17 protein-coding genes are annotated in these 19,462 nt (G+C 54.8%); 13 read left to right on the forward strand and 4 right to left on the reverse strand.

Annotated elements, in window-relative coordinates; genetic code table 11:
- Positions 1 to 107: 107 nt before the first annotated feature.
- A complete protein-coding gene (gene narQ / locus NA330_RS20115; protein WP_023241621.1) occupies positions 108 to 1,808 on the reverse strand; it encodes a nitrate/nitrite two-component system sensor histidine kinase NarQ in 1,701 nt (566 codons plus the stop codon).
- Positions 1,809 to 1,993: 185 nt separating this feature from the next.
- On the opposite strand from narQ, the gene aegA reads away from it, so the two are divergent.
- Complete coding sequence (gene aegA, locus NA330_RS20120) at positions 1,994 to 3,955, forward strand: formate-dependent uric acid utilization protein AegA (RefSeq protein ID WP_023241620.1); 1,962 nt, start codon at positions 1,994 to 1,996, stop codon at positions 3,953 to 3,955.
- Positions 3,956 to 4,403: 448 nt separating this feature from the next.
- Here the strand turns inward: aegA and pbp4b are convergent, their stop codons facing one another.
- On the reverse strand, positions 4,404 to 5,702 hold the full coding sequence (pbp4b, locus tag NA330_RS20125; RefSeq protein WP_000673293.1) for a penicillin binding protein PBP4B: 1,299 nt from the start codon (positions 5,700 to 5,702) through the stop codon (positions 4,404 to 4,406).
- 203 nt (positions 5,703 to 5,905) lie between these two features.
- On the opposite strand from pbp4b, the gene nudK reads away from it, so the two are divergent.
- From nudK to NA330_RS20140, 3 genes are all read left to right on the forward strand, one after another.
- Positions 5,906 to 6,481, forward strand: a complete 576-nt coding sequence (nudK, locus tag NA330_RS20130; RefSeq protein ID WP_000084033.1) for a GDP-mannose pyrophosphatase NudK — start codon at positions 5,906 to 5,908, stop codon at positions 6,479 to 6,481.
- A gap of 124 nt (positions 6,482 to 6,605) precedes the next feature.
- A complete protein-coding gene (locus tag NA330_RS20135) occupies positions 6,606 to 7,649 on the forward strand; it encodes a DUF1176 domain-containing protein (RefSeq protein WP_023241619.1) in 1,044 nt (347 codons plus the stop codon).
- A gap of 127 nt (positions 7,650 to 7,776) precedes the next feature.
- Positions 7,777 to 8,007 (forward strand): hypothetical protein, encoded by a 231-nt coding sequence (locus tag NA330_RS20140; protein ID WP_000700635.1) that lies wholly within the window; start codon positions 7,777 to 7,779, stop codon positions 8,005 to 8,007.
- 61 nt (positions 8,008 to 8,068) lie between these two features.
- Here NA330_RS20140 and tkt read toward each other — a convergent pair whose 3' ends face one another.
- Positions 8,069 to 10,069: a transketolase gene (gene tkt, locus NA330_RS20145; RefSeq protein WP_000087331.1), complete on the reverse strand. Its 2,001-nt coding sequence runs from the start codon at positions 10,067 to 10,069 to the stop codon at positions 8,069 to 8,071.
- Between the two features lie 19 nt (positions 10,070 to 10,088).
- The gene (gene tal, locus NA330_RS20150; RefSeq protein ID WP_023181777.1) at positions 10,089 to 11,039 is read right to left on the reverse strand and encodes a transaldolase; all 951 of its coding nucleotides are present in this window, start codon (positions 11,037 to 11,039) and stop codon (positions 10,089 to 10,091) included.
- A 271-nt stretch (positions 11,040 to 11,310) separates the two neighbouring features.
- Here tal and maeB point away from each other — a divergent pair, with 271 nt between their 5' ends.
- The 9 genes from maeB to NA330_RS20195 all read left to right on the forward strand — a co-directional run bounded on the left by maeB (position 11,311) and on the right by NA330_RS20195 (position 19,460).
- A complete protein-coding gene (gene maeB / locus NA330_RS20155; RefSeq protein ID WP_000344299.1) occupies positions 11,311 to 13,590 on the forward strand; it encodes an NADP-dependent oxaloacetate-decarboxylating malate dehydrogenase in 2,280 nt (759 codons plus the stop codon).
- A gap of 416 nt (positions 13,591 to 14,006) precedes the next feature.
- Positions 14,007 to 14,342: an ethanolamine utilization microcompartment protein EutS gene (gene eutS / locus NA330_RS20160; protein ID WP_001031445.1), complete on the forward strand. Its 336-nt coding sequence runs from the start codon at positions 14,007 to 14,009 to the stop codon at positions 14,340 to 14,342.
- 12 nt (positions 14,343 to 14,354) lie between these two features.
- Positions 14,355 to 14,834 carry an ethanolamine utilization acetate kinase EutP gene (eutP, locus tag NA330_RS20165; RefSeq protein WP_000820751.1) on the forward strand — a complete coding sequence of 160 codons (480 nt, stop codon included), beginning with the start codon at positions 14,355 to 14,357 and terminating at the stop codon, positions 14,832 to 14,834.
- Complete coding sequence (gene eutQ, locus NA330_RS20170) at positions 14,812 to 15,501, forward strand: ethanolamine utilization acetate kinase EutQ (RefSeq protein WP_000733862.1); 690 nt, start codon at positions 14,812 to 14,814, stop codon at positions 15,499 to 15,501. Before eutP ends, eutQ begins: the two co-directional genes overlap by 23 nt.
- Entirely contained in the window at positions 15,498 to 16,301 is an 804-nt protein-coding gene (eutT, locus tag NA330_RS20175) for an ethanolamine utilization cob(I)yrinic acid a,c-diamide adenosyltransferase EutT (protein WP_000997656.1), read from the forward strand. The genes eutQ and eutT overlap by 4 nt, the downstream gene beginning before the upstream one ends.
- Positions 16,298 to 17,314: a phosphate acetyltransferase gene (pta, locus tag NA330_RS20180; protein ID WP_023195166.1), complete on the forward strand. Its 1,017-nt coding sequence runs from the start codon at positions 16,298 to 16,300 to the stop codon at positions 17,312 to 17,314. The genes eutT and pta overlap by 4 nt, the downstream gene beginning before the upstream one ends.
- Positions 17,315 to 17,354: 40 nt before the next feature.
- A complete protein-coding gene (eutM, locus tag NA330_RS20185; RefSeq protein WP_000387716.1) occupies positions 17,355 to 17,645 on the forward strand; it encodes an ethanolamine utilization microcompartment protein EutM in 291 nt (96 codons plus the stop codon).
- Positions 17,646 to 17,757: 112 nt separating this feature from the next.
- On the forward strand, positions 17,758 to 18,045 hold the full coding sequence (eutN, locus tag NA330_RS20190; RefSeq protein ID WP_001522340.1) for an ethanolamine utilization microcompartment protein EutN: 288 nt from the start codon (positions 17,758 to 17,760) through the stop codon (positions 18,043 to 18,045).
- A gap of 11 nt (positions 18,046 to 18,056) precedes the next feature.
- Positions 18,057 to 19,460: an aldehyde dehydrogenase family protein gene (locus NA330_RS20195; RefSeq protein WP_023241618.1), complete on the forward strand. Its 1,404-nt coding sequence runs from the start codon at positions 18,057 to 18,059 to the stop codon at positions 19,458 to 19,460.
- The last annotated feature ends 2 nt before the right edge of the window (positions 19,461 to 19,462 follow it).

Consider the following 19,462-nt stretch of genomic DNA (forward strand, 5'->3'; position numbering starts at 1 on the left):
GTGGAGAAATAAAGGAGATAATGTAAATTATCATGCGCTTTTACAGCATACTTTTTGTGCCAACGCCGGAAAGCCTGACATCTGGCCTTCCGGCGATTTGCCGTTCTTTACGTTAACTGACTCTCTTCCTTGTTGGAGGAGCGAAAACTGATACTGACCAGTGTGCCGCCGCCGGAGGGTTGCGAAAAATTCAGCGTGCCGCCAAGGCGCTCCGCGCGCTCACGCATTATATTCAGACCATAGTGTCCGGCAGGCTCATGCGGTTCGCCGATACCAATGCCATTATCGCGAATATAAACGGTATGATCGCCGTCAGGCGCGGTGACGCAGCTCACGGCGATTTCGCTCGCGTTGGCGTGTTTAATGGCGTTCAGGACCGCTTCACGCACAATTTGCAACAAATGCACCTGCATTTGCGCATCCAGCGCCAGCGTGGGTAAACGGCAATCCAACGTGAGTTTGGCCGGGGTCTGACTCTGTAAATCTTCCAGCATCTCATGCAATGCGGAGGGTAAATCGGCCTGCTGTAACGTCAGACGAAACGTGGTGAGTAACTCCCGAAGCTGACGGTAGGCGTCGTTCAGCGCTCTGGAGAAATCCGCCATGATGCTTTGCGCGCCGGCGTTATCTTTTGGAATGGCGCGCTTCAAAAGCGTTAACTGAATACGTAAATAAGAAAGTACCTGCGCCAGCGAATCGTGTAGCTCACGGGCAATCGTCGCGCGCTCTTCCATTAACAAAAGTTGCTGGAAGTGTTTTTGCGCCTGATTAAAGTACAAACCACGCCCCAGCATCGTGGAGACGCTGTTCAGCAGCGGCGTAGAGGCATTAACGTTGGGGCTTTGCCAGTGGAGTTCGCCATAGACCGTGTCCTGCATCGTCACTGGCAGCATTTGCATCGGTAGGTCGGGGCTTTGCGTGCCTTCGCTAATCCGCCAGTTATCGCCCACGGTTAACTCCAGATACCAGGCGGCGTCATGTTCACGGACAATTTGCAAAATATGGCGAAAACAGTGGACATCGATTTGGCTGGTATTCAGCGCCTGGGAGCACTGGTATAACACCTCCAGGCGGCGATGCGCTTCGTGCAGATCGTGCGTTTTTTCTTCCACCGAGGCTTCCAGCGAACGGTAAAGTTTATGCAGCTCGCTCGACATCTGACTAAACGTTTTCGCCAACAATCCCAGCTCATTGGGTAAGCTGGTATCCAGCGGCAGCGGGGCGAACTGACCATGTTCAATACGCTGACTGGCGGTGACCAGTTGATTCAGCGGACGAACGACCTGCTGGCGAATACGCCGTAGGGTAAAAAAGACCAGCGTAAATATGCCGATACCGCCCGCCAGCGATATGGCGACGACCAGCATGACTTTACGCTCGGCGTAATGCTGTAACGCCAGAACGAAGAGATCAATTTGATCGACGTAATTATTGATATTGGTCTGATACCAGGCAATGTCGCCGTCCTGTAGGCGGCTATTCATCTCCAGCCAGTTGGCGTGCAGGCGCGCGTAGCGAGTTTTCACCGCCTGCGGCACATACCAGGCGTTGAGATTTTGCAGTACCGGCGAGTTGAGCGCGTGCTGGAAAAGTTGACGATGCGCATTAATCTGCGGGCTACGGCTTTGCAGATCGTAACCCAGCCGATAGCTCTGCATTCGTAGCGAACCAGCGATATTGATCGCTTCTGCATCCCGTAAACTGCTGGTCAGCGTCAGTAATGCGCTGCCGGTGGACAGAATAGACAACAGCACAATATAGAAAAAAGCCTTAGCCAGACTGGCTGAGACCGGGCGTTTAACCGTCACGCTGGCACTCCCCGCATTTAGCTGAATCGCAATCGCATTTGCTTTGAAATAAATTGATCTGCCACAGGTTCTGGACAGATAGTTGTGCTTCCTGGGCAGATGAACATTGCCGACCCCGCCTTCGTCAGTTAATAACAATGCTCATATAAAGAATAAGGTTTTTACAACCAAAACAGAAGGATGCCATGAATCGTTTTATTATGGCCAATAGCCAGCAGTGTCTGGGCTGCCATGCCTGCGAGGTCGCCTGCGTAATGGCTCACAATGATGAGCGACATGTCCTGACGTCACAGCGCTATCAGCCCCGAATTACTGTCATCAAACATCAGCACCAGCGCAGCGCGGTCACATGTCACCATTGTGAAGATGCGCCCTGCGCCCGTAGCTGTCCGAACGGCGCGATCGCGCATATTAACGACAGCGTGCAGGTCAATGCGCAGAAGTGCATCGGCTGTAAATCCTGCGTCGTCGCCTGCCCATTCGGCACCATGCAGATGGTATTAACGCCCGTCGCGCCAAACCAGTTCAAAGCCAGCGCGCATAAATGCGATCTGTGTCAGGGACGTGAACAGGGCCCGGCCTGTGTGGAAAATTGCCCGGCGGATGCGCTGCAACTGGTCACCGAAGACTCGTTGACCCGTCTGGCTAAAACGCGACGGCTGCGTACCGCCCGGCAGGAGATTCGCCCCTGGCATACCGTGGATACACAACACAGTGGGACAGCAAGCAGCAAAGTCGAGCGTATGCAGGCGACGCCGCCGCGCGGCGAACCGGATAAACTGGCGATTGAAGCGCGTAAAACCACCTTTGAGGAAATTTATCTGCCGTTTCGCGCCGCGCAGGCGGCGCGTGAAGCGGCCCGCTGCCTCACATGCGGGGAACACAGTATCTGCGAATGGAGCTGTCCGCTGCATAACCATATTCCCCAGTGGATCGAACTGGTGAAAGCCGGCGATATTGATGCGGCGGTAGAGCTTTCTCACCAGACCAACTGCCTGCCGGAAATTACCGGGCGCGTCTGTCCGCAGGACCGGCTATGCGAAGGCGCGTGTACACTCCGCGATGAGTATGGCGCGGTTACCATCGGCAACATTGAGCGCTATATCTCCGATCGCGCTCTGAGCAAAGGCTGGCGTCCCGACCTGTCGGACGTACAGAAGAGCGATAAGCGCGTGGCGATTATCGGCGCGGGGCCGGCAGGTCTTGCCTGCGCTGACGTGCTGGCGCGCCATGGCGTAAGCGCCACCGTCTACGATCGCCATCCGGAAATCGGCGGTTTGCTCACCTTTGGTATTCCGGCTTTCAAACTGGATAAATCTCTGCTGGCGCGCCGTCGGGAGATCTTCAGCGCGATGGGGATTCGTTTCGAGCTTAACTGCGAAGTAGGGAAAGATATTTCTCTGGAGACGCTGCTGGAGAGTTATGACGCCGTCTTTGTCGGGGTAGGAACCTACCGTTCCATGAAGGCTGATTTACCGAATGAAGACGCGCCGGGGGTATATGATGCGTTGCCATTCCTCATCGCCAATACCAAACAGGTGATGGGGCTTCCGGCGTTGCCTGACGAGCCGTTTATTGATACTGCGGGCCTTAACGTGGTTGTGCTGGGCGGCGGTGACACCGCAATGGACTGCGTGCGTACGGCGCTGCGTCATGGCGCTGCTAACGTCACCTGCGCTTATCGCCGCGATGAGGCCAATATGCCGGGGTCGAAAAAAGAGGTGAAAAACGCGCGGGAAGAGGGCGCGAACTTTGAATTTAACGTTCAGCCGGTTGAGTTGGTGCTGGATACGCACGGGCGCGCCAGCGGTATTCGCTTTTTGCGTACGCGGCTTGGCGAACCGGATGGTCAGGGGCGACGCCGCCCGGTACCTGTACCGGACAGCGAGTTCGTGATGCCGGCGGATGCGGTCATTATGGCGTTTGGTTTTCATCCGCATGGTATGTCGTGGCTCGAATCGCATGGCGTGAAGGTGGATAACTGGGGACGTATTGCCGCCAGCGTCGAGAGCGAGTTTCGTTACCAGACGTCCAACCCGAAAATTTTCGCCGGCGGCGATGCGGTGCGCGGCGCCGATCTGGTGGTGACGGCGATGGCAGAAGGCCGACATGCCGCGCAGGGGATACTCGACTGGTTAGCTAAATAAGCGTATTTGTAGGCCGGTTAAGGCCTGGAACGGTTAAATGATTGAGTGATAAAAAATCTTAAACTTATTGGCTAACCTTACTCCGTTTGCAGAAATGTTGACGCTCGCAGGGCTGGACGCCCTGCGATAAACATTTTCCCGTCGGGTCGACGTTTAACAGGCCTGATGAGGCCAATCTTAGTATTGAAAATAGAGTGTAAATTGAAGGAAGGGACGCTATCAGAATCCCTTCTTAGAGCCTATCCCATTAGGGCTATTTTACTTGCCATTTTGGTCCTGGGCAGTGCTCGCCAAAACGCGTTAGCGTTTTGAACGCCGCTTGCGGCGGCCCGAAGGGCGAGCGTAGCGAGTCAAACCTCACGTACTACGTGTACGCTCCGGTTTTTGCGCGCTGTCCGTGTCCTAACTGGCTGCGTCAATAACGCCTGGTGGGATAGGCTCTTAATTTTTATTTTAAGGAACCATATATCTGGTCAACAATCCAGCCATACGTCGCCGCAGGTAATAATCCACTGACAAAAACATTTGGATTCACTTTAGGATTTGCTACCGGCGAGTGCGGCCTGTTACCTAAAATCACAATCGCCATATGGTTAACCGGATCGATAGACGTCAGCGTGCCGGTCCATCCGGTATGTCCATACGTTTGCGGACTGGCTAATACCCCGAATGTGGGGGTCATTGAGGCGTTGCCGTTAACGCGCCACCCCAGACCAAAGGTAGCGTCTTCTGGCGAGCGGCGAGTAAACTGCGCAACCGTTTTGTCGTCGAATAGCTTCACGTTACCGTAGCCGCCCCCATTGAGCATGACTTGCATTAACACAGCCATATCATGGGTGTCAGAAAACAGTCCGGCGTGTCCTGAAACGCCGCCCATTGAGTACCAGGCTTTTTCGTCATGCACCTGGCCCCATAGTGTATTGGTGCGAATATTGGGGAAATGAATCACGCCGTCACGCGTGTTGCCATGTAGTTCCGTTGCGGCGATTTGCGGCGGCGTGAAGCCTTTCATCAGCGGGTTAAAGACGGTATGTTTTAATCCGAGCGGTTTATAAATGGTGGTTTCGACGTAGCGATCTAATGGCATTGCCGTTATCGATTCAATGATAAAACCAAGAATCATATAATCCACGTCGCTGTAGATATGCTTCGACCCAGGTTGATATTCCAGCGGTGTCTTTTTAATCATCTCCAGAGTAGTGCTTTTACTCTGTGAAAATAATTTACCGGCGACGTTTTTATTGGGATATTGTGGGTCGGCGGGAAAGCCCGCGACGTGATGAAGAATATCAATAATGCGGAGTTTATCTTTGCCTTTTATTTTATCCCCAGGCATATCCTTAAAGCCGGGAATGTATTTTGATACCAAATCATTGACATCTATTTTTCCCTCATATACCAGTTTTTGCAATGCAAAGTTAGTGGCATACATTTTTGTGTTTGAAGCCAGGTCATACATCGTGTTAGTGGTCGCCCGAATGGGATGGGCTAACAGCGTGGAACCGTCATATTTTTTGGCATAGCCCCAGGCTTTTTGTAGAACAATATGATTATCTTTTATCACCAGAAGATTGATGCTGGGATATCCGGCATCAATTTGATTTTGAATCCAGCCATCAAGTCGGTGAAGTTTTTGGCTATCAAACCCCACCTGATCAGGGCTCGCGGTGGTCAATACCGGATACTCAACGGCAAAAGCTGAAAGGGAAAACGTCAGTAGAACCGTCGCAACGAGAGTAAATTTCATGATGATTCCCTCAGTCTCACTCCGGCCGTCAAATCATATCGCGAGCATGGACTCTGCGGCCCGGAGAAGCAGAATATGGTCATGGCAGTGACAGAAAAATATGGCTGTACATCCGTTCAGTCGGCATTAAGGATTAACCCTTCAGCAGACAAAACCGACCTCACGGCGTAATATTAATGCTCTTTTTACACCCTGGAGCCAGCATGTCGCAAACCATTACGCTTATTAAGGATAAAATTCTTTCTGATAATTATTTTACTCTGCGCAACATTACCTATGACCTGACCCGTCGTAATGGCGAGGTTATCCGTCACAAGCGTGAGGTTTACGATCGCGGGAATGGCGCAACCATTCTGCTTTACAACTCAACTAAAAAAACCGTGCTTCTGGTTCGTCAGTTTCGCGTGGCGACATGGGTCAACGGTAATCAAGACGGTATGTTAATTGAAACCTGCGCTGGCCTGCTTGATAACGACGAGCCGGAGGTCTGTATCCGTAAAGAGGCCATTGAAGAGACAGGGTATGACGTTGGTGAGGTACGCAAGATATTTGAGCTGTATATGTCGCCAGGCGGCGTCACGGAGCTGATTCATTTCTTCATTGCCGAATATCATGATAGCGAGCGCGCCAGCATCGGCGGCGGCGTGGAGGATGAAGAGATTGAGGTGCTTGAACTGCCGTTTTCCCGGGCGCTGGAAATGGTGCGCTCAGGCGAGATTCGGGACGGTAAGACCGTGTTATTGCTTAACTATTTACAGACGTCTCATCTAATGGACTGAAAAAAAAGAAATATATTTCTTTACACAAAAAAGACCAATCCGATAAATCTGATTGAGAACCCTGAGGCGCGCAAGGAAGATACCGCCTTAGCTGTGTTGTTCTGAATCTGGGGTTGTTCCGTTCATGCGCTACCGCGTTATTCTTTTTTGTCTGTTTGGCCTGTTGCCGGTCCAGCTACTGTGGGCTGCGCCAGCGCAACGGACTTTTTCCGACTGGCAGGTCACCTGCAATAACCAAAATTTTTGCGTAGCGCGCAATACTGGCGAACATCATGGGCTGGTGATGACATTAAGCCGCAGCGCCGGGGCGCGTACCGATGCGGTACTGCGTATCGATCGCGGCGGTTTGGCGCCGCCCGACGCTAAAGAAGCCGCAATTGCGCCTCGCTTATTGCTGGATGGCAAACCGCTTTCGTTCAACGGTCCACACTGGCGCGTGTCGCCCTGGCATCTCATGACCGGCGATCCTGCCACCATCACCGCATTTTTACAGACGATTCAGGATGCGCAGGCCATCACCTTAAAAAACGGCGTTCAGACGCTTTCGCTGGCGGGATTAAAAGCGGCATTACTGTTTATCGACGCGCAACAAAAACGTGTGGGCAGCGAAACCGCCTGGATTGAAAAAGGAAACGAACCGCCGCTCAGCGTGCCCCCGGCGCCGGCATTAAAGGGGATCGCCGTGATTAATTCAACGCCCGTACCGCTGAGTGAGGAAGAACGCGACGATCTGCTGGACTACGCCGCATGGCGGGTAAACGGCATTCGCTGTTCGCTTGACCCGCTGCGTCGCGAGACGCAGGTCAGCGCGTTGACGGATGATAAAGCGTTATTGATTGTTAACTGCGAAGCCGGCGCCTATAACACTATTGATCTCGCCTGGGTAGTTTCACGCAAAAAAACGCTCGTCTCGCGCGCCGTACGTTTGCGGCTGCCGTTTAATCGCGGCGTCGAAAGTAATGACATGGAGTTGATGAACGCCTTCTTTGACGAGAAAACGCGCGAGCTGGTGACGTTGGCGAAAGGGCGGGGGTTAACCGACTGCGGTATCCAGACGCGCTGGCGCTATGATGGCGATCGTTTTCGTCTGGTACGTTATGCCGAAGAACCGAGCTGCGATAACTGGCACGGGCCGGATGCCTGGCCTACGCTGTGGATCACGCGTTGAATCCTGGTTGTTATCCCCTTTTCAGAATAGGGATACACCTATTGAGGTTTCATTTATGGTATAGAGATTGCTACGTTACGGTAGGATTGTTACTTTACCCGATAGCCTCACCACAGCAGGAAATAGTATGAAAATAAATAATGGCCCCGTATTATGCCCCCATTGTGGCTGCCTGAGCGCTTATTATGAAATAGATCGGCTGGCGGCGATAAGAGAAAAAGTGAATAAAGAAGGCGGATCAGCGGCGTGGGATTCAACATTACAGGCGCATAAAAAAAAGGCCTTTTGCCTGATGTGCCATAAATCCATTGATGAGGTCGTCATCGGGCAGTCAGATGCGCCTGAGTCTACGAAGTAATTGTGCACAGCCTACAAACAGGTCTGCAGACTGTGCAAAGTCTGTGTTGCTAACGCTCGCCTTAGCCTTTGATGTTTAGCACCCGGCGGGCTTTTTCTACAATATTTTCCACGGTAAAGCCAAAATACGGGAACAGTTTGTCAGCCGGAGCGGATTCACCGTATCCCGTCATGCCGATAATTGCGCCTTTTAGGCCAACATATTTATACCAGTAGTCGGCTATACCGGCCTCCACCGCGACGCGGGCGGTTACGTGCGCCGGTAGCACTGATTCGCGATATGCCTCGTCCTGCGCATCGAAAATATCCGTTGAAGGCAACGACACCACGCGAACGTTATGCCCCTCGCCAGTCAATTTTTCCGCCGCCTGGAGGGTAATTTCCATTTCCGATCCGGTAGCGATCAGAATGATATCCGGCTTGCCGCCGCTATCTTTCAGAATATAACCGCCGCGGGCAATCGCTTTCACCTGTTCCGGCGTGCGTTCCACCTGCGCCAGATTCTGCCGCGAGAGAATCAACGCCGTCGGCCCGTGCTGACGTTCAATGGCCAGCTTCCAGCCGACCGCCGCCTCAACCTGATCGCAGGGACGCCAGGTGCTGAAGTTTGGCGTTAAGCGCAGGCTCGCCAGTTGTTCCACGGCCTGGTGCGTCGGGCCATCTTCGCCCAAACCGATGGAGTCGTGGGTATAGACCATAATCTGCCGGGCTTTCATTAAGGCCGCCATACGCGCCGCGTTACGCGCATATTCGACAAACATCAGAAACGTGGCGGTATACGGTACAAAGCCGCCGTGGTGGGCGATGCCGTTGGCAATGGCGGTCATGCCGAATTCGCGCACGCCATAGTGGATGTAATTACCTGCCGGATCCTCTTTCAACGAGGTCGAACCTTTCCAGATAGTCAGGTTGCTCGGCGCCAGATCTGCCGATCCGCCCAACAGTTCCGGCAACAGGGGACCGTAGGCATTGAGCGTATTTTGCGATGCTTTACGGGTGGCGATTTTGGCCGGATTAGCCTGCAAGTCGTTAATAAATTTTTGCGTGGCGGATTCCCATGTCTCCGGCAGTCCGCCGCTCATCCGGCGGGTAAACTCCGCGGCCAGCTCAGGATAAGCCTTCTCATAAGCAGCAAACTTTTCCTGCCACTGCTGCTGCGCTTTCTCGCCTTTTTCACGGCCATCCCACGCGCGGTAAATCTCTTTTGGGATCTCAAACGCCGGATGATGCCATCCCAGCTTCTGGCGAGTCAGCGCCACCTCTTCTTCGCCCAGCGCCGCGCCGTGCGACTCCTCCTTCCCGGCTTTATTCGGCGAGCCAAAACCTATCACCGTCCGACAGATAATTAGCGAAGGTTTATCTTTTACGCTCTGGGCTTCGAGAATGGCTTTTTTCACCGCCTCCGGATCGTGCCCGTCAATGTCATGCACGACATGCCAGTGGTAGGCTTCAAAACGTTTGGCGGTATCGTCGGTAAACCAGCCTTCGGTTTCGCCATCAATGGAGATGCCGTTGTGATCATAAAAGCCGATCAGTTTGCCCAGTCCCAGCGTACCAGCCAGCGAACACACCTCATGCGAGATCCCCTCCATCAGACAGCCGTCGCCCATAAAGACATAGGTGTAGTGGTCGACAATCTCATGGTCCGGCCGGTTGAACTGTGCGCCTAACGTACGCTCGGCAATCGCCAGCCCGACGGCATTCGCCAGCCCCTGGCCCAGCGGCCCGGTGGTGGTTTCAACGCCGGGCGTATAGCCAATCTCCGGGTGACCAGGCGTTTTAGAGTGCAGTTGACGGAAGTTTTTTAACTCCTCCAGCGGCAGGTCATAACCGGTTAAATGCAGCAGACTATAGAGCAGCATGGAGGCGTGACCGTTGGAAAGGATAAAACGGTCACGGTCATACCAGGTCGGATCGGTGGGGTTATGTTTAAGAAAATCGTTCCATAGCACTTCAGCGATATCCGCCATCCCCATCGGCGCGCCGGGGTGCCCGGAATTGGCTTTTTGAACGGCATCCATGCTCAGCGCACGAATCGCATTGGCAAGGTCTTTACGGGACATAAATCACTCCATGCAAGGTTTATAGTTTGGCGGCAAGCAGGTCTTCCAGTTTGCGCTGGTCAACGGCGAAAAGGCGGATACCTTCCGACAGCTTCTCTACGGCCATCGCGTCCTGATTATGTTCCCAGCGGAACTCCGCTTCCGTCATTGGCGTAGGACGGTGGAACATCTGCGAGGAAGGCACCAGTTTACGGATTACCGGTTCTTCTTTTTCTTTCAGCTCTTTAAGCAGGTTGGGGGAGATAGTCAGTCGATCGCAGCCGGTTAGCGCGAGGATTTGCTCAGTACGGCGGAAACTTGCCCCCATCACGATGGTTTCATAGCGATGCTGTTTAAAGTAATCGTAGATATTGCGTACCGATTTCACGCCGGGATCTTCCTCCACGACATAGGGCTCCAGCGGACTACGCGCCTGATACCAGTCGTAAATTCGGCCCACGAACGGAGAGATCAAATAGACGCCCGCTTCGGCGCAGGCGCGCGCCTGGGCAAAAGAGAACAACAACGTCAGGTTGCAATTAATGCCCTCTTTTTCGAGCTGCCCGGCGGCGCGGATACCTTCCCAGGTTGCGGCGAGCTTGATCAGAATGCGCGATTTATCAATACCCTGCTGCTGGTAGAGACCCACCAGATGGCGCGCTTTCTCGATACTTTTTTCTTTATCGAATGATAACCGCGCGTCGACTTCAGTGGAGACGCGACCGGGAATACTTTTCAGTATTTCCGCGCCAAAATTGACCGCCAGTTTATCGCTGGCTGCTGCAACCTGCTGTTCCTGCGTACCGCCGTGTTTTTTTCCCCAGGCAATCGCATCCTCAATCAAATGACCATACTGCTCAAGCCCGGCGGCTTTCAGCAGTAAAGAGGGATTTGTCGTGGCATCCTGCGGCTGGTAGTGGCGGATGGACTCAATGTCGCCGCTGTCGGCGACGACGGTAGTGAATTGTTTGATGCCGTCTAGCTGGTTCATAGGAAATACTCCTTGAAAAGTAAAGTGTTAGATGAGTGTGTTGATTCACACTTCTGAAAGATTGATACACTACATAACCAAAAAGCATAGCAGACAGGCATGGTATTGCTGGTATAAGCAGGTAACATGGCTGTTATAAGTTGATAACAAACTCTTGCGCCGCGTCGTGATAGTTTGCAGACCTTCAAAGTTTGTGTTGCGCAGTACGGTGATAATGTGCGGCGCACCAGGCCGCGTCACTTTTTGAACGATACGTGAAAGGAACAACAAAATGGATGAGCAGTTAAAACAAAGCGCCCTTGATTTCCACGAATTTCCGGTACCCGGTAAAATTCAGGTTTCTCCGACTAAGCCCCTTGCCACCCAACGCGATCTGGCGTTGGCTTACTCGCCAGGCGTGGCGGCGCCCTGCCTGGAAATCGAAAAAGATCCGCTGGCAGCCTACAAATACACCGCGCGCGGCAACCTTGTCGCGGTCATTTCCAACGGTACAGCGGTACTGGGGTTAGGCAACATCGGCGCGCTGGCCGGCAAGCCGGTCATGGAAGGCAAAGGCGTTCTATTTAAAAAATTCGCCGGCATCGATGTGTTTGACATTGAAGTCGATGAGCTTGATCCGGACAAATTTATCAATGTGGTCGCAGCGCTGGAGCCGACCTTTGGCGGCATTAACCTCGAAGACATTAAAGCGCCGGAATGTTTCTATATTGAGCAGAAACTGCGCGAGCGCATGAACATCCCGGTTTTCCATGACGATCAGCACGGAACGGCGATCATCAGTACGGCCGCCATTCTTAATGGCCTGCGAGTCGTAGAGAAAAATATTTCCGACGTGCGGATGGTCGTCTCCGGCGCAGGGGCGGCGGCAATCGCTTGTATGAACCTGCTGGTCGCGTTGGGGATGCAAAAGCACAACATCGTGGTGTGCGACTCTAAGGGCGTTATTTACAAAGGCCGTGAGCCGAATATGGCGGAGACCAAAGCGGCCTATGCGGTAGACGACAGCGGCAAGCGCACGCTGGATGAGGTCATTGACGGCGCGGATATTTTCCTCGGCTGTTCAGGCCCGAAAGTGCTGACTCAGGAGATGGTGAAGAAAATGGCCCGCGCGCCAATGATTCTGGCGCTGGCCAACCCGGAACCGGAAATTCTGCCGCCGCTGGCGAAAGAAGTGCGTCCGGACGCCATCATCTGTACCGGTCGTTCCGACTATCCGAACCAGGTGAACAACGTATTGTGCTTCCCGTTTATCTTCCGCGGCGCACTGGACGTCGGCGCGACGGCGATCAACGAAGAGATGAAACTGGCGGCGGTCCGTGCGATTGCCGAGCTGGCGCATGCCGAACAGAGCGAAGTGGTGGCCTCGGCCTATGGCGATCAGGACCTGAGCTTTGGGCCGGAATACATTATTCCGAAACCGTTTGACCCGCGTCTGATTGTCAAAATCGCTCCGGCGGTCGCGAAAGCGGCAATGGATTCCGGCGTGGCGACGCGCCCGATTGCTGACTTTGATGCCTATATCGATAAACTGACCGAGTTTGTCTACAAAACCAACCTGTTCATGAAGCCGATCTTCTCGCAGGCACGCAAAGATCCGAAGCGCGTAGTGCTGCCGGAAGGGGAAGAGGCGCGCGTGCTGCACGCAACCCAGGAGTTGATAACCCTGGGGCTGGCGAAGCCCATCCTGATCGGGCGTCCGAGCGTGATCGAAATGCGTATCCAGAAACTGGGGCTACAGATCAAAGCGGGCGTTGATTTCGAGATCGTGAATAATGAATCCGATCCGCGCTTCAAAGAGTACTGGAGCGAGTATTACCAGATCATGAAGCGTCGCGGGGTAACTCAGGAACAGGCGCAGCGTGCGATGATCGGCAACCATACGGCCATTGGCGCGATCATGGTGCAGCGTGGGGAAGCGGATGCGATGATCTGCGGCACCATCGGCGACTACCATGAGCATTTCAGCGTCGTGAAAGCCGTCTTTGGCTACCGTGACGGCGTGCATACGGCAGGGGCGATGAACGCCTTACTGCTGCCAAGCGGCAACACTTTTATCGCCGATACTTATGTTAACGAAGATCCCACGCCGGAACAGTTGGCGGAGATCGCCGTAATGGCGGCGGAAACCGTTCGCCGCTTTGGTATTGAGCCGAAAGTCGCGCTGTTGTCGCACTCTAACTTTGGTTCCTCAAATTCGCTGTCCGCCAGCAAAATGCGCGAAACCCTTGAGCGGGTACGCGAACGAGCGCCCGATCTGATGATTGACGGTGAGATGCACGGTGATGCGGCGTTGGTGGAAAGTATTCGTAATGACCGGATGCCGGATAGCCCGCTGAAGGGAGCCGCCAATATTCTGGTGATGCCGAATATGGAAGCCGCCCGCATTAGTTACAACTTACTCCGCGTCTCCAGTTCCGAAGGCGTCACGGTCGGTCCGGTCCTGATGGGCGTGTCTAAACCGGTACATGTATTAACGCCGATCGCCTCTGTACGCCGTATCGTGAATATGGTGGCGTTAGCGGTAGTTGAAGCGCAAACCACGCCGCTTTAATAACGCATTACTCTCTCTTCTGGCGCAGGTTCTCCTGCGCTTTTTTTATGCGCCGCTGGGCTTCGCCATGGCATGAAAGGCTCGGGTGGGGATATTCTGGAACCTATTGCGTTACCCCTACTTATTTCACTGAATCTGTACTATGCACAAATCGAGTGATACGCATTATTTTTATCAATAATAGTAATACAAAGAATAGCCAGTGGGTATTTATTGAGGAACAAGCTTAAATTCAGAATGACGCCTGAAAATGTGATGCACCACGATATTTATCGTTAACACCTTCGACAGAAGTCCCTTTTATTTTCTTTCTCTTAGTGATCTACCTCACCTTTTACATCACCTTGCCGAATTTTGTTATTTACTCCGACAAAAAATTGCCACGATGACGGCAGTTTCAGTGGAGACGGTGAGCAATGAATAAAGAACGCATTATTCAGGAATTTGTGCCGGGCAAACAGGTCACGCTGGCGCATCTCATTGCGCACCCTGGTGAAGAACTGGCGAAAAAGATCGGCGTTCCCGATGCCGGCGCGATTGGCATTATGACTTTAACGCCGGGGGAAACGGCGATGATCGCTGGCGATTTAGCGATGAAGGCTGCGGATGTACACATCGGTTTTCTCGACAGATTTAGCGGCGCGCTGGTGATTTATGGCACCGTCGGCGCAGTAGAAGAAGCGCTATTACAGACGGTCAGCGGACTGGGGCGATTATTAAACTTTACCCTGTGTGAGTTAACAAAAAGTTAATTGGTGGCGGTAATGAAACGTATTGCTTTTGTCGGCGCGGTCGGTGCCGGAAAGACAACGCTTTTTAACGCGTTACGGGGAAATTACTCCCTCGCCAGAAAAACGCAGGCCGTGGAATTTAATGATCATGGCGATATCGATACGCCGGGTGAATATTTTAGCCATCCCCGTTGGTATCACGCCTTAATTACCACGTTGCAGGATGTGGACACGCTGATTTATGTCCACGCGGCAAACGATAAAGAAAGTCGCTTACCTGCCGGGTTATTGGATGTTGGAACCCGTAAACGACATATCGCCGTTATCAGCAAAACGGACATGCCGGATGCCGACGTCGCCGCTACGCGGCAGTTGCTTTGCGAGATTGGATTCCGGGAGCCGATTTTCGAGCTCAACGGCCACGACCCGCAAAGCGTGCGGCAGTTGGTGGATTATCTGGCGGCTCTCAGTGAACAGGAGGAAGAGGCAGGTGAAAAAACTTATCACAGCTAACGATATTCGTGCGGCCCACGCCCGCGGCGAACAGGCGATGTCGGTAGTGCTGCGCGCCAGCATTATTACCCCGGAGGCTCGCGAAGTGGCGGAACTACTGGGCTTCACGATTACCGAATGCGACGAGCCCGTCCCGGCATCCACATCGGCGCAGTCGTGTAAAAGCGAAAGCCAGCGCATTCGGGAAGCCATCATCGCGCAGCTCCCGGAAGGGCAGTTTACTGAAAGCCTGGTGGCGCAGTTGATGGAAAAAGTGCTCAAGGAAAAGCAGTCGCTGGAACTGGGGACGATGCAGCCGAGCTTTACCTCCGTCACGGGTAAAGGCGGCGTGAAAGTCATTGACGGCAGCAGCGTGAAATTTGGCCGCTTCGACGGCGCCGAACCGCACTGCGTCGGCTTAACCGATCTGGTTACAGAGCAGGATGGCAGCAGCATGGCCGCCGGGTTTATGCAGTGGGACAACGCCTTTTTCCCGTGGACGCTGAACTACGACGAAATCGACATGGTGCTGGAGGGCGAACTGCATGTACGCCATGAAGGCGAAACCATGATTGCCAAAGCCGGAGATGTCATGTTCATCCCTAAAGGCTCCAGCATTGAATTTGGCACGCCAACGTCCGTGCGCTTCCTGTACGTCGCCTGGCCTGCAAACTGGCAATCCGTATGAACGATTTCATCACCGAAACGTGGCTCAGAGCGAATCATACGCTCAGCGAAGGATCGGAAATCCATCTGCCCGCTGATGCACGACTGACGCCCTCGGCCCGGGAACTGCTGGAAAGCCGCCGCCTGCGCATTAAGTTTCTGGATCCGCAAGGTCGGCTGTTTGTCGATGATGACGAACAGCAGCCGCAGCCGGTACATGGCTTAACCAGTAGCGATACGCACCCACAGGCCTGCTGTGAACTGTGCCGCCAGCCGGTGGTGAAAAAGCCCGATACGCTGACCCATCTGACGGCGGACAAAATGGTCGCCAAAAGCGACCCGCGCCTCGGCTTTCGCGCCGCGCTCGACAGCGCCATCGCGCTGACCGTGTGGCTACAAATCGAACTGGCGGAACCCTGGCAGCCGTGGCTTTTCGATATCCGCTCGCGGCTGGGCAACATTATGCGCGCCGACGCTATAGATGAACCGCTGGCGGCTCAGTCTATCGTCGGGCTGAACGAGGATGAGCTGCATCGGCTTTCCCACCAGCCGCTGCGCTATCTCGACCACGATCACCTGGTGCCGGAGGCCAGCCACGGTCGCGATGCGGCGCTGCTTAATCTGCTGCGAACCAAAGTCCGCGAAACGGAAACCCTCGCCGCACAAGTGTTTATTACCCGTAGTTTTGAGGTCTTGCGCCCGGACATTTTACAGGCGCTGAACCGTCTCTCCAGCACGGTTTACGTGATGATGATTTTGAGCGTGGCGAAACATCCGCTGACGGTCGCCCAAATTCAACAACGGTTGGGAGAGAAGCCATGATCATTGAACGCGCCCGCGAACTGGCGGTACGCGCCCCCGCCAGAGTCGTCTTTCCCGATGCGCTGGACGAACGCGTGCTGAAAGCGGCGCATTACCTGCAACAGTGCGGTCTGGCTCGCCCCGTTCTGGTCGCCAGTCCGTTTGCGCTGCGTCAGTTTGCCCTGAGTCATCGTATGGCGATGGATGGCATTCAGGTCATCGACCCACACAGCAACCTGAGTATGCGCCAGCGTTTTGCGCAACGCTGGCTCGCCCGTGCCGGAGAAAAAACGCCGCCGGACGCAGTGGAAAAGCTTAGCGACCCGCTAATGTTCGCTGCCGCCATGGTGAGCGCCGGTGAGGCTGATGTGTGTATCGCAGGCAACCTGTCGTCAACGGCGAATGTGCTGCGCGCAGGGCTGCGGGTGATTGGCCTGCAACCCGGGTGCAAAACATTGTCGTCTATTTTCCTGATGCTGCCGCAGTATGCCGGTCCGGCATTAGGGTTCGCCGATTGCAGCGTAGTGCCGCAGCCGACGGCGGCGCAGCTGGCGGATATCGCTATCGCCAGCGCCGACACCTGGCGGGCCATTACCGGCGAAGAGCCGCGCGTGGCGATGCTGTCATTTTCAAGCAACGGCAGCGCCCGTCACCCCAATGTTGCCAACGTGCAGCAGGCGACAGAGCTCGTTCGCGAACGTGCGCCGCAACTGCTTGTGGACGGTGAATTGCAGTTTGACGCCGCTTTCGTCCCGGAGGTCGCCGCGCAAAAAGCGCCTGACAGCCCGCTGCAAGGCCGCGCCAACGTGATGATTTTCCCGTCGCTGGAGGCGGGCAATATTGGCTACAAAATAGCTCAGCGTCTGGGAGGCTATCGCGCTGTTGGGCCGCTAATTCAGGGGCTTACCGCGCCGCTTCACGACCTCTCCCGAGGCTGTAGCGTGCAGGAAATTATCGAACTGGCGTTGGTGGCAGCCGTGCCGCGCCAGGCTGACGTGAGCCGCGAACGCAGCTTACACACACTGGTTGAATGAACGGTCCCGTTCTGGACCCCTTTAATGAGAGGAAAACACGATGGAAGCATTAGGAATGATTGAAACCCGGGGCCTGGTTGCGCTGATTGAGGCCTCAGATGCGATGGTAAAAGCCGCACGCGTGAAGCTGGTCGGCGTGAAGCAGATTGGCGGTGGCCTGTGTACGGCCATGGTGCGTGGCGACGTGGCGGCGTGCAAAGCCGCAACCGATGCTGGCGCCGCTGCGGCGCAGCGCATTGGCGAGCTGGTCTCTGTACACGTGATTCCACGCCCGCACGGCGATCTGGAAGAAGTGTTCCCGATCAGCTTCAAAGGCGACAGCAACATTTGATGGTAGGCCGGATAAGACGCGCAGCGTCGCCATCCGGCATGAATGCGCGCCATTGCCTGATGGTGCGCAGATTCAAGGCCTACGACCCAACGGGCAATCCATGGAGGCGGATATGAAACTGGCAGTCGTCACAGGACAAATCGTATGTACCGTCCGCCATCAGGGACTGGCGCATGACAAATTGCTGATGGTGGAAATGATCGATGCCCAGGGCAACCCCGACGGGCAGTGTGCCGTCGCTATCGACAGTATCGGGGCGGGAACCGGAGAGTGGGTACTGCTGGTCAGCGGCAGTTCCGCACGCCAGGCGCATCGCAGCGAATTATCACCGGTCGATCTGTGCGTCATTGGCATCGTCGATGAAGTGGTGGCTGGCGGGAAAGTGGTTTTCCATAAATAGGACTGAACATCATGAATCAACAGGATATTGAACAGGTGGTGAAAGCGGTACTGCTGAAAATGAAAGACAGCAGCCAGCCGGCCAGCACTGTTCATGAGATGGGCGTTTTTGCCTCCCTGGATGACGCAGTGGCGGCAGCAAAACGTGCCCAGCAGGGGCTGAAGAGCGTGGCGATGCGCCAGCTTGCTATTCATGCCATTCGCGAGGCGGGCGAAAAACACGCCCGAGAATTAGCGGAGCTTGCCGTCAGCGAAACCGGCATGGGACGCGTTGACGATAAATTTGCCAAAAACGTGGCGCAGGCGCGCGGCACGCCGGGCGTCGAGTGTTTATCTCCGCAGGTGCTGACCGGCGATAACGGCCTGACGCTGATTGAAAATGCACCGTGGGGCGTGGTGGCCTCGGTCACGCCGTCCACCAATCCGGCGGCGACGGTGATTAATAACGCCATCAGCCTGATTGCCGCAGGCAACAGCGTCGTGTTTGCCCCGCATCCGGCGGCGAAAAAGGTCTCTCAGCGGGCAATCACTCTCCTCAATCAGGCGGTGGTCGCCGCCGGTGGCCCGGAAAATTTGCTGGTCACCGTGGCGAATCCGGATATCGAAACCGCCCAGCGGCTGTTCAAGTACCCCGGTATTGGCCTGCTGGTGGTGACTGGCGGCGAAGCGGTGGTGGACGCGGCGCGCAAACATACTAATAAACGCCTGATTGCCGCCGGTGCCGGTAATCCCCCGGTGGTGGTGGATGAGACCGCCGACCTGCCGCGCGCCGCACAATCCATCGTCAAAGGCGCGTCGTTTGATAACAACATCATCTGTGCCGACGAAAAAGTGCTGATTGTGGTGGATAGCGTCGCCGACGAGCTGATGCGTCTGATGGAAGGTCAGCACGCGGTGAAACTGACCGCCGCTCAGGCCGAACAGCTCCAGCCGGTGCTGCTGAAGAATATCGATGAACGCGGCAAAGGCACCGTCAGCCGTGACTGGGTCGGTCGTGACGCGGGCAAGATCGCCGCAGCCATCGGCCTGAACGTCCCGGATCAAACGCGCCTGCTGTTTGTGGAAACGCCCGCTAACCATCCGTTTGCTGTCACTGAAATGATGATGCCGGTACTGCCGGTGGTGCGGGTCGCCAACGTCGAAGAAGCCATCGCCCTGGCGGTTCAGCTTGAAGGCGGTTGCCACCATACGGCGGCGATGCACTCGCGCAATATCGACAACATGAACCAGATGGCGAACGCCATCGGCACCAGCATTTTCGTCAAAAACGGGCCGTGCATTGCCGGGCTTGGATTGGGCGGAGAAGGCTGGACCACCATGACTATCACCACGCCAACCGGCGAAGGGGTGACCAGCGCGCGTACCTTTGTGCGGCTGCGTCGATGCGTGCTGGTGGATGCGTTTCGCATTGTATAAGG

This window comes from Salmonella sp. NW722 (genome assembly GCF_051702785.1).
Lineage (GTDB): Bacteria > Pseudomonadota > Gammaproteobacteria > Enterobacterales > Enterobacteriaceae > Salmonella > Salmonella enterica.

What these genes read in the sequence shown, in the direction of transcription:
- aegA (WP_023241620.1), top strand. Translation starts at nt 1,994, where the DNA reads ATGAATCGTTTTATTATGGCCAATAGCCAGCAGTGTCTGGGCTGCCAT.
- pbp4b (WP_000673293.1), bottom strand. Translation starts at nt 5,702, where the DNA reads ATGAAATTTACTCTCGTTGCGACGGTTCTACTGACGTTTTCCCTTTCA.
- nudK (WP_000084033.1), top strand. Translation starts at nt 5,906, where the DNA reads ATGTCGCAAACCATTACGCTTATTAAGGATAAAATTCTTTCTGATAAT.
- NA330_RS20135 (WP_023241619.1), top strand. Translation starts at nt 6,606, where the DNA reads ATGCGCTACCGCGTTATTCTTTTTTGTCTGTTTGGCCTGTTGCCGGTC.
- NA330_RS20140 (WP_000700635.1), top strand. Translation starts at nt 7,777, where the DNA reads ATGAAAATAAATAATGGCCCCGTATTATGCCCCCATTGTGGCTGCCTG.
- tkt (WP_000087331.1), bottom strand. Translation starts at nt 10,069, where the DNA reads ATGTCCCGTAAAGACCTTGCCAATGCGATTCGTGCGCTGAGCATGGAT.
- tal (WP_023181777.1), bottom strand. Translation starts at nt 11,039, where the DNA reads ATGAACCAGCTAGACGGCATCAAACAATTCACTACCGTCGTCGCCGAC.
- maeB (WP_000344299.1), top strand. Translation starts at nt 11,311, where the DNA reads ATGGATGAGCAGTTAAAACAAAGCGCCCTTGATTTCCACGAATTTCCG.
- eutS (WP_001031445.1), top strand. Translation starts at nt 14,007, where the DNA reads ATGAATAAAGAACGCATTATTCAGGAATTTGTGCCGGGCAAACAGGTC.
- eutP (WP_000820751.1), top strand. Translation starts at nt 14,355, where the DNA reads ATGAAACGTATTGCTTTTGTCGGCGCGGTCGGTGCCGGAAAGACAACG.
- eutT (WP_000997656.1), top strand. Translation starts at nt 15,498, where the DNA reads ATGAACGATTTCATCACCGAAACGTGGCTCAGAGCGAATCATACGCTC.
- pta (WP_023195166.1), top strand. Translation starts at nt 16,298, where the DNA reads ATGATCATTGAACGCGCCCGCGAACTGGCGGTACGCGCCCCCGCCAGA.
- eutM (WP_000387716.1), top strand. Translation starts at nt 17,355, where the DNA reads ATGGAAGCATTAGGAATGATTGAAACCCGGGGCCTGGTTGCGCTGATT.
- eutN (WP_001522340.1), top strand. Translation starts at nt 17,758, where the DNA reads ATGAAACTGGCAGTCGTCACAGGACAAATCGTATGTACCGTCCGCCAT.
- NA330_RS20195 (WP_023241618.1), top strand. Translation starts at nt 18,057, where the DNA reads ATGAATCAACAGGATATTGAACAGGTGGTGAAAGCGGTACTGCTGAAA.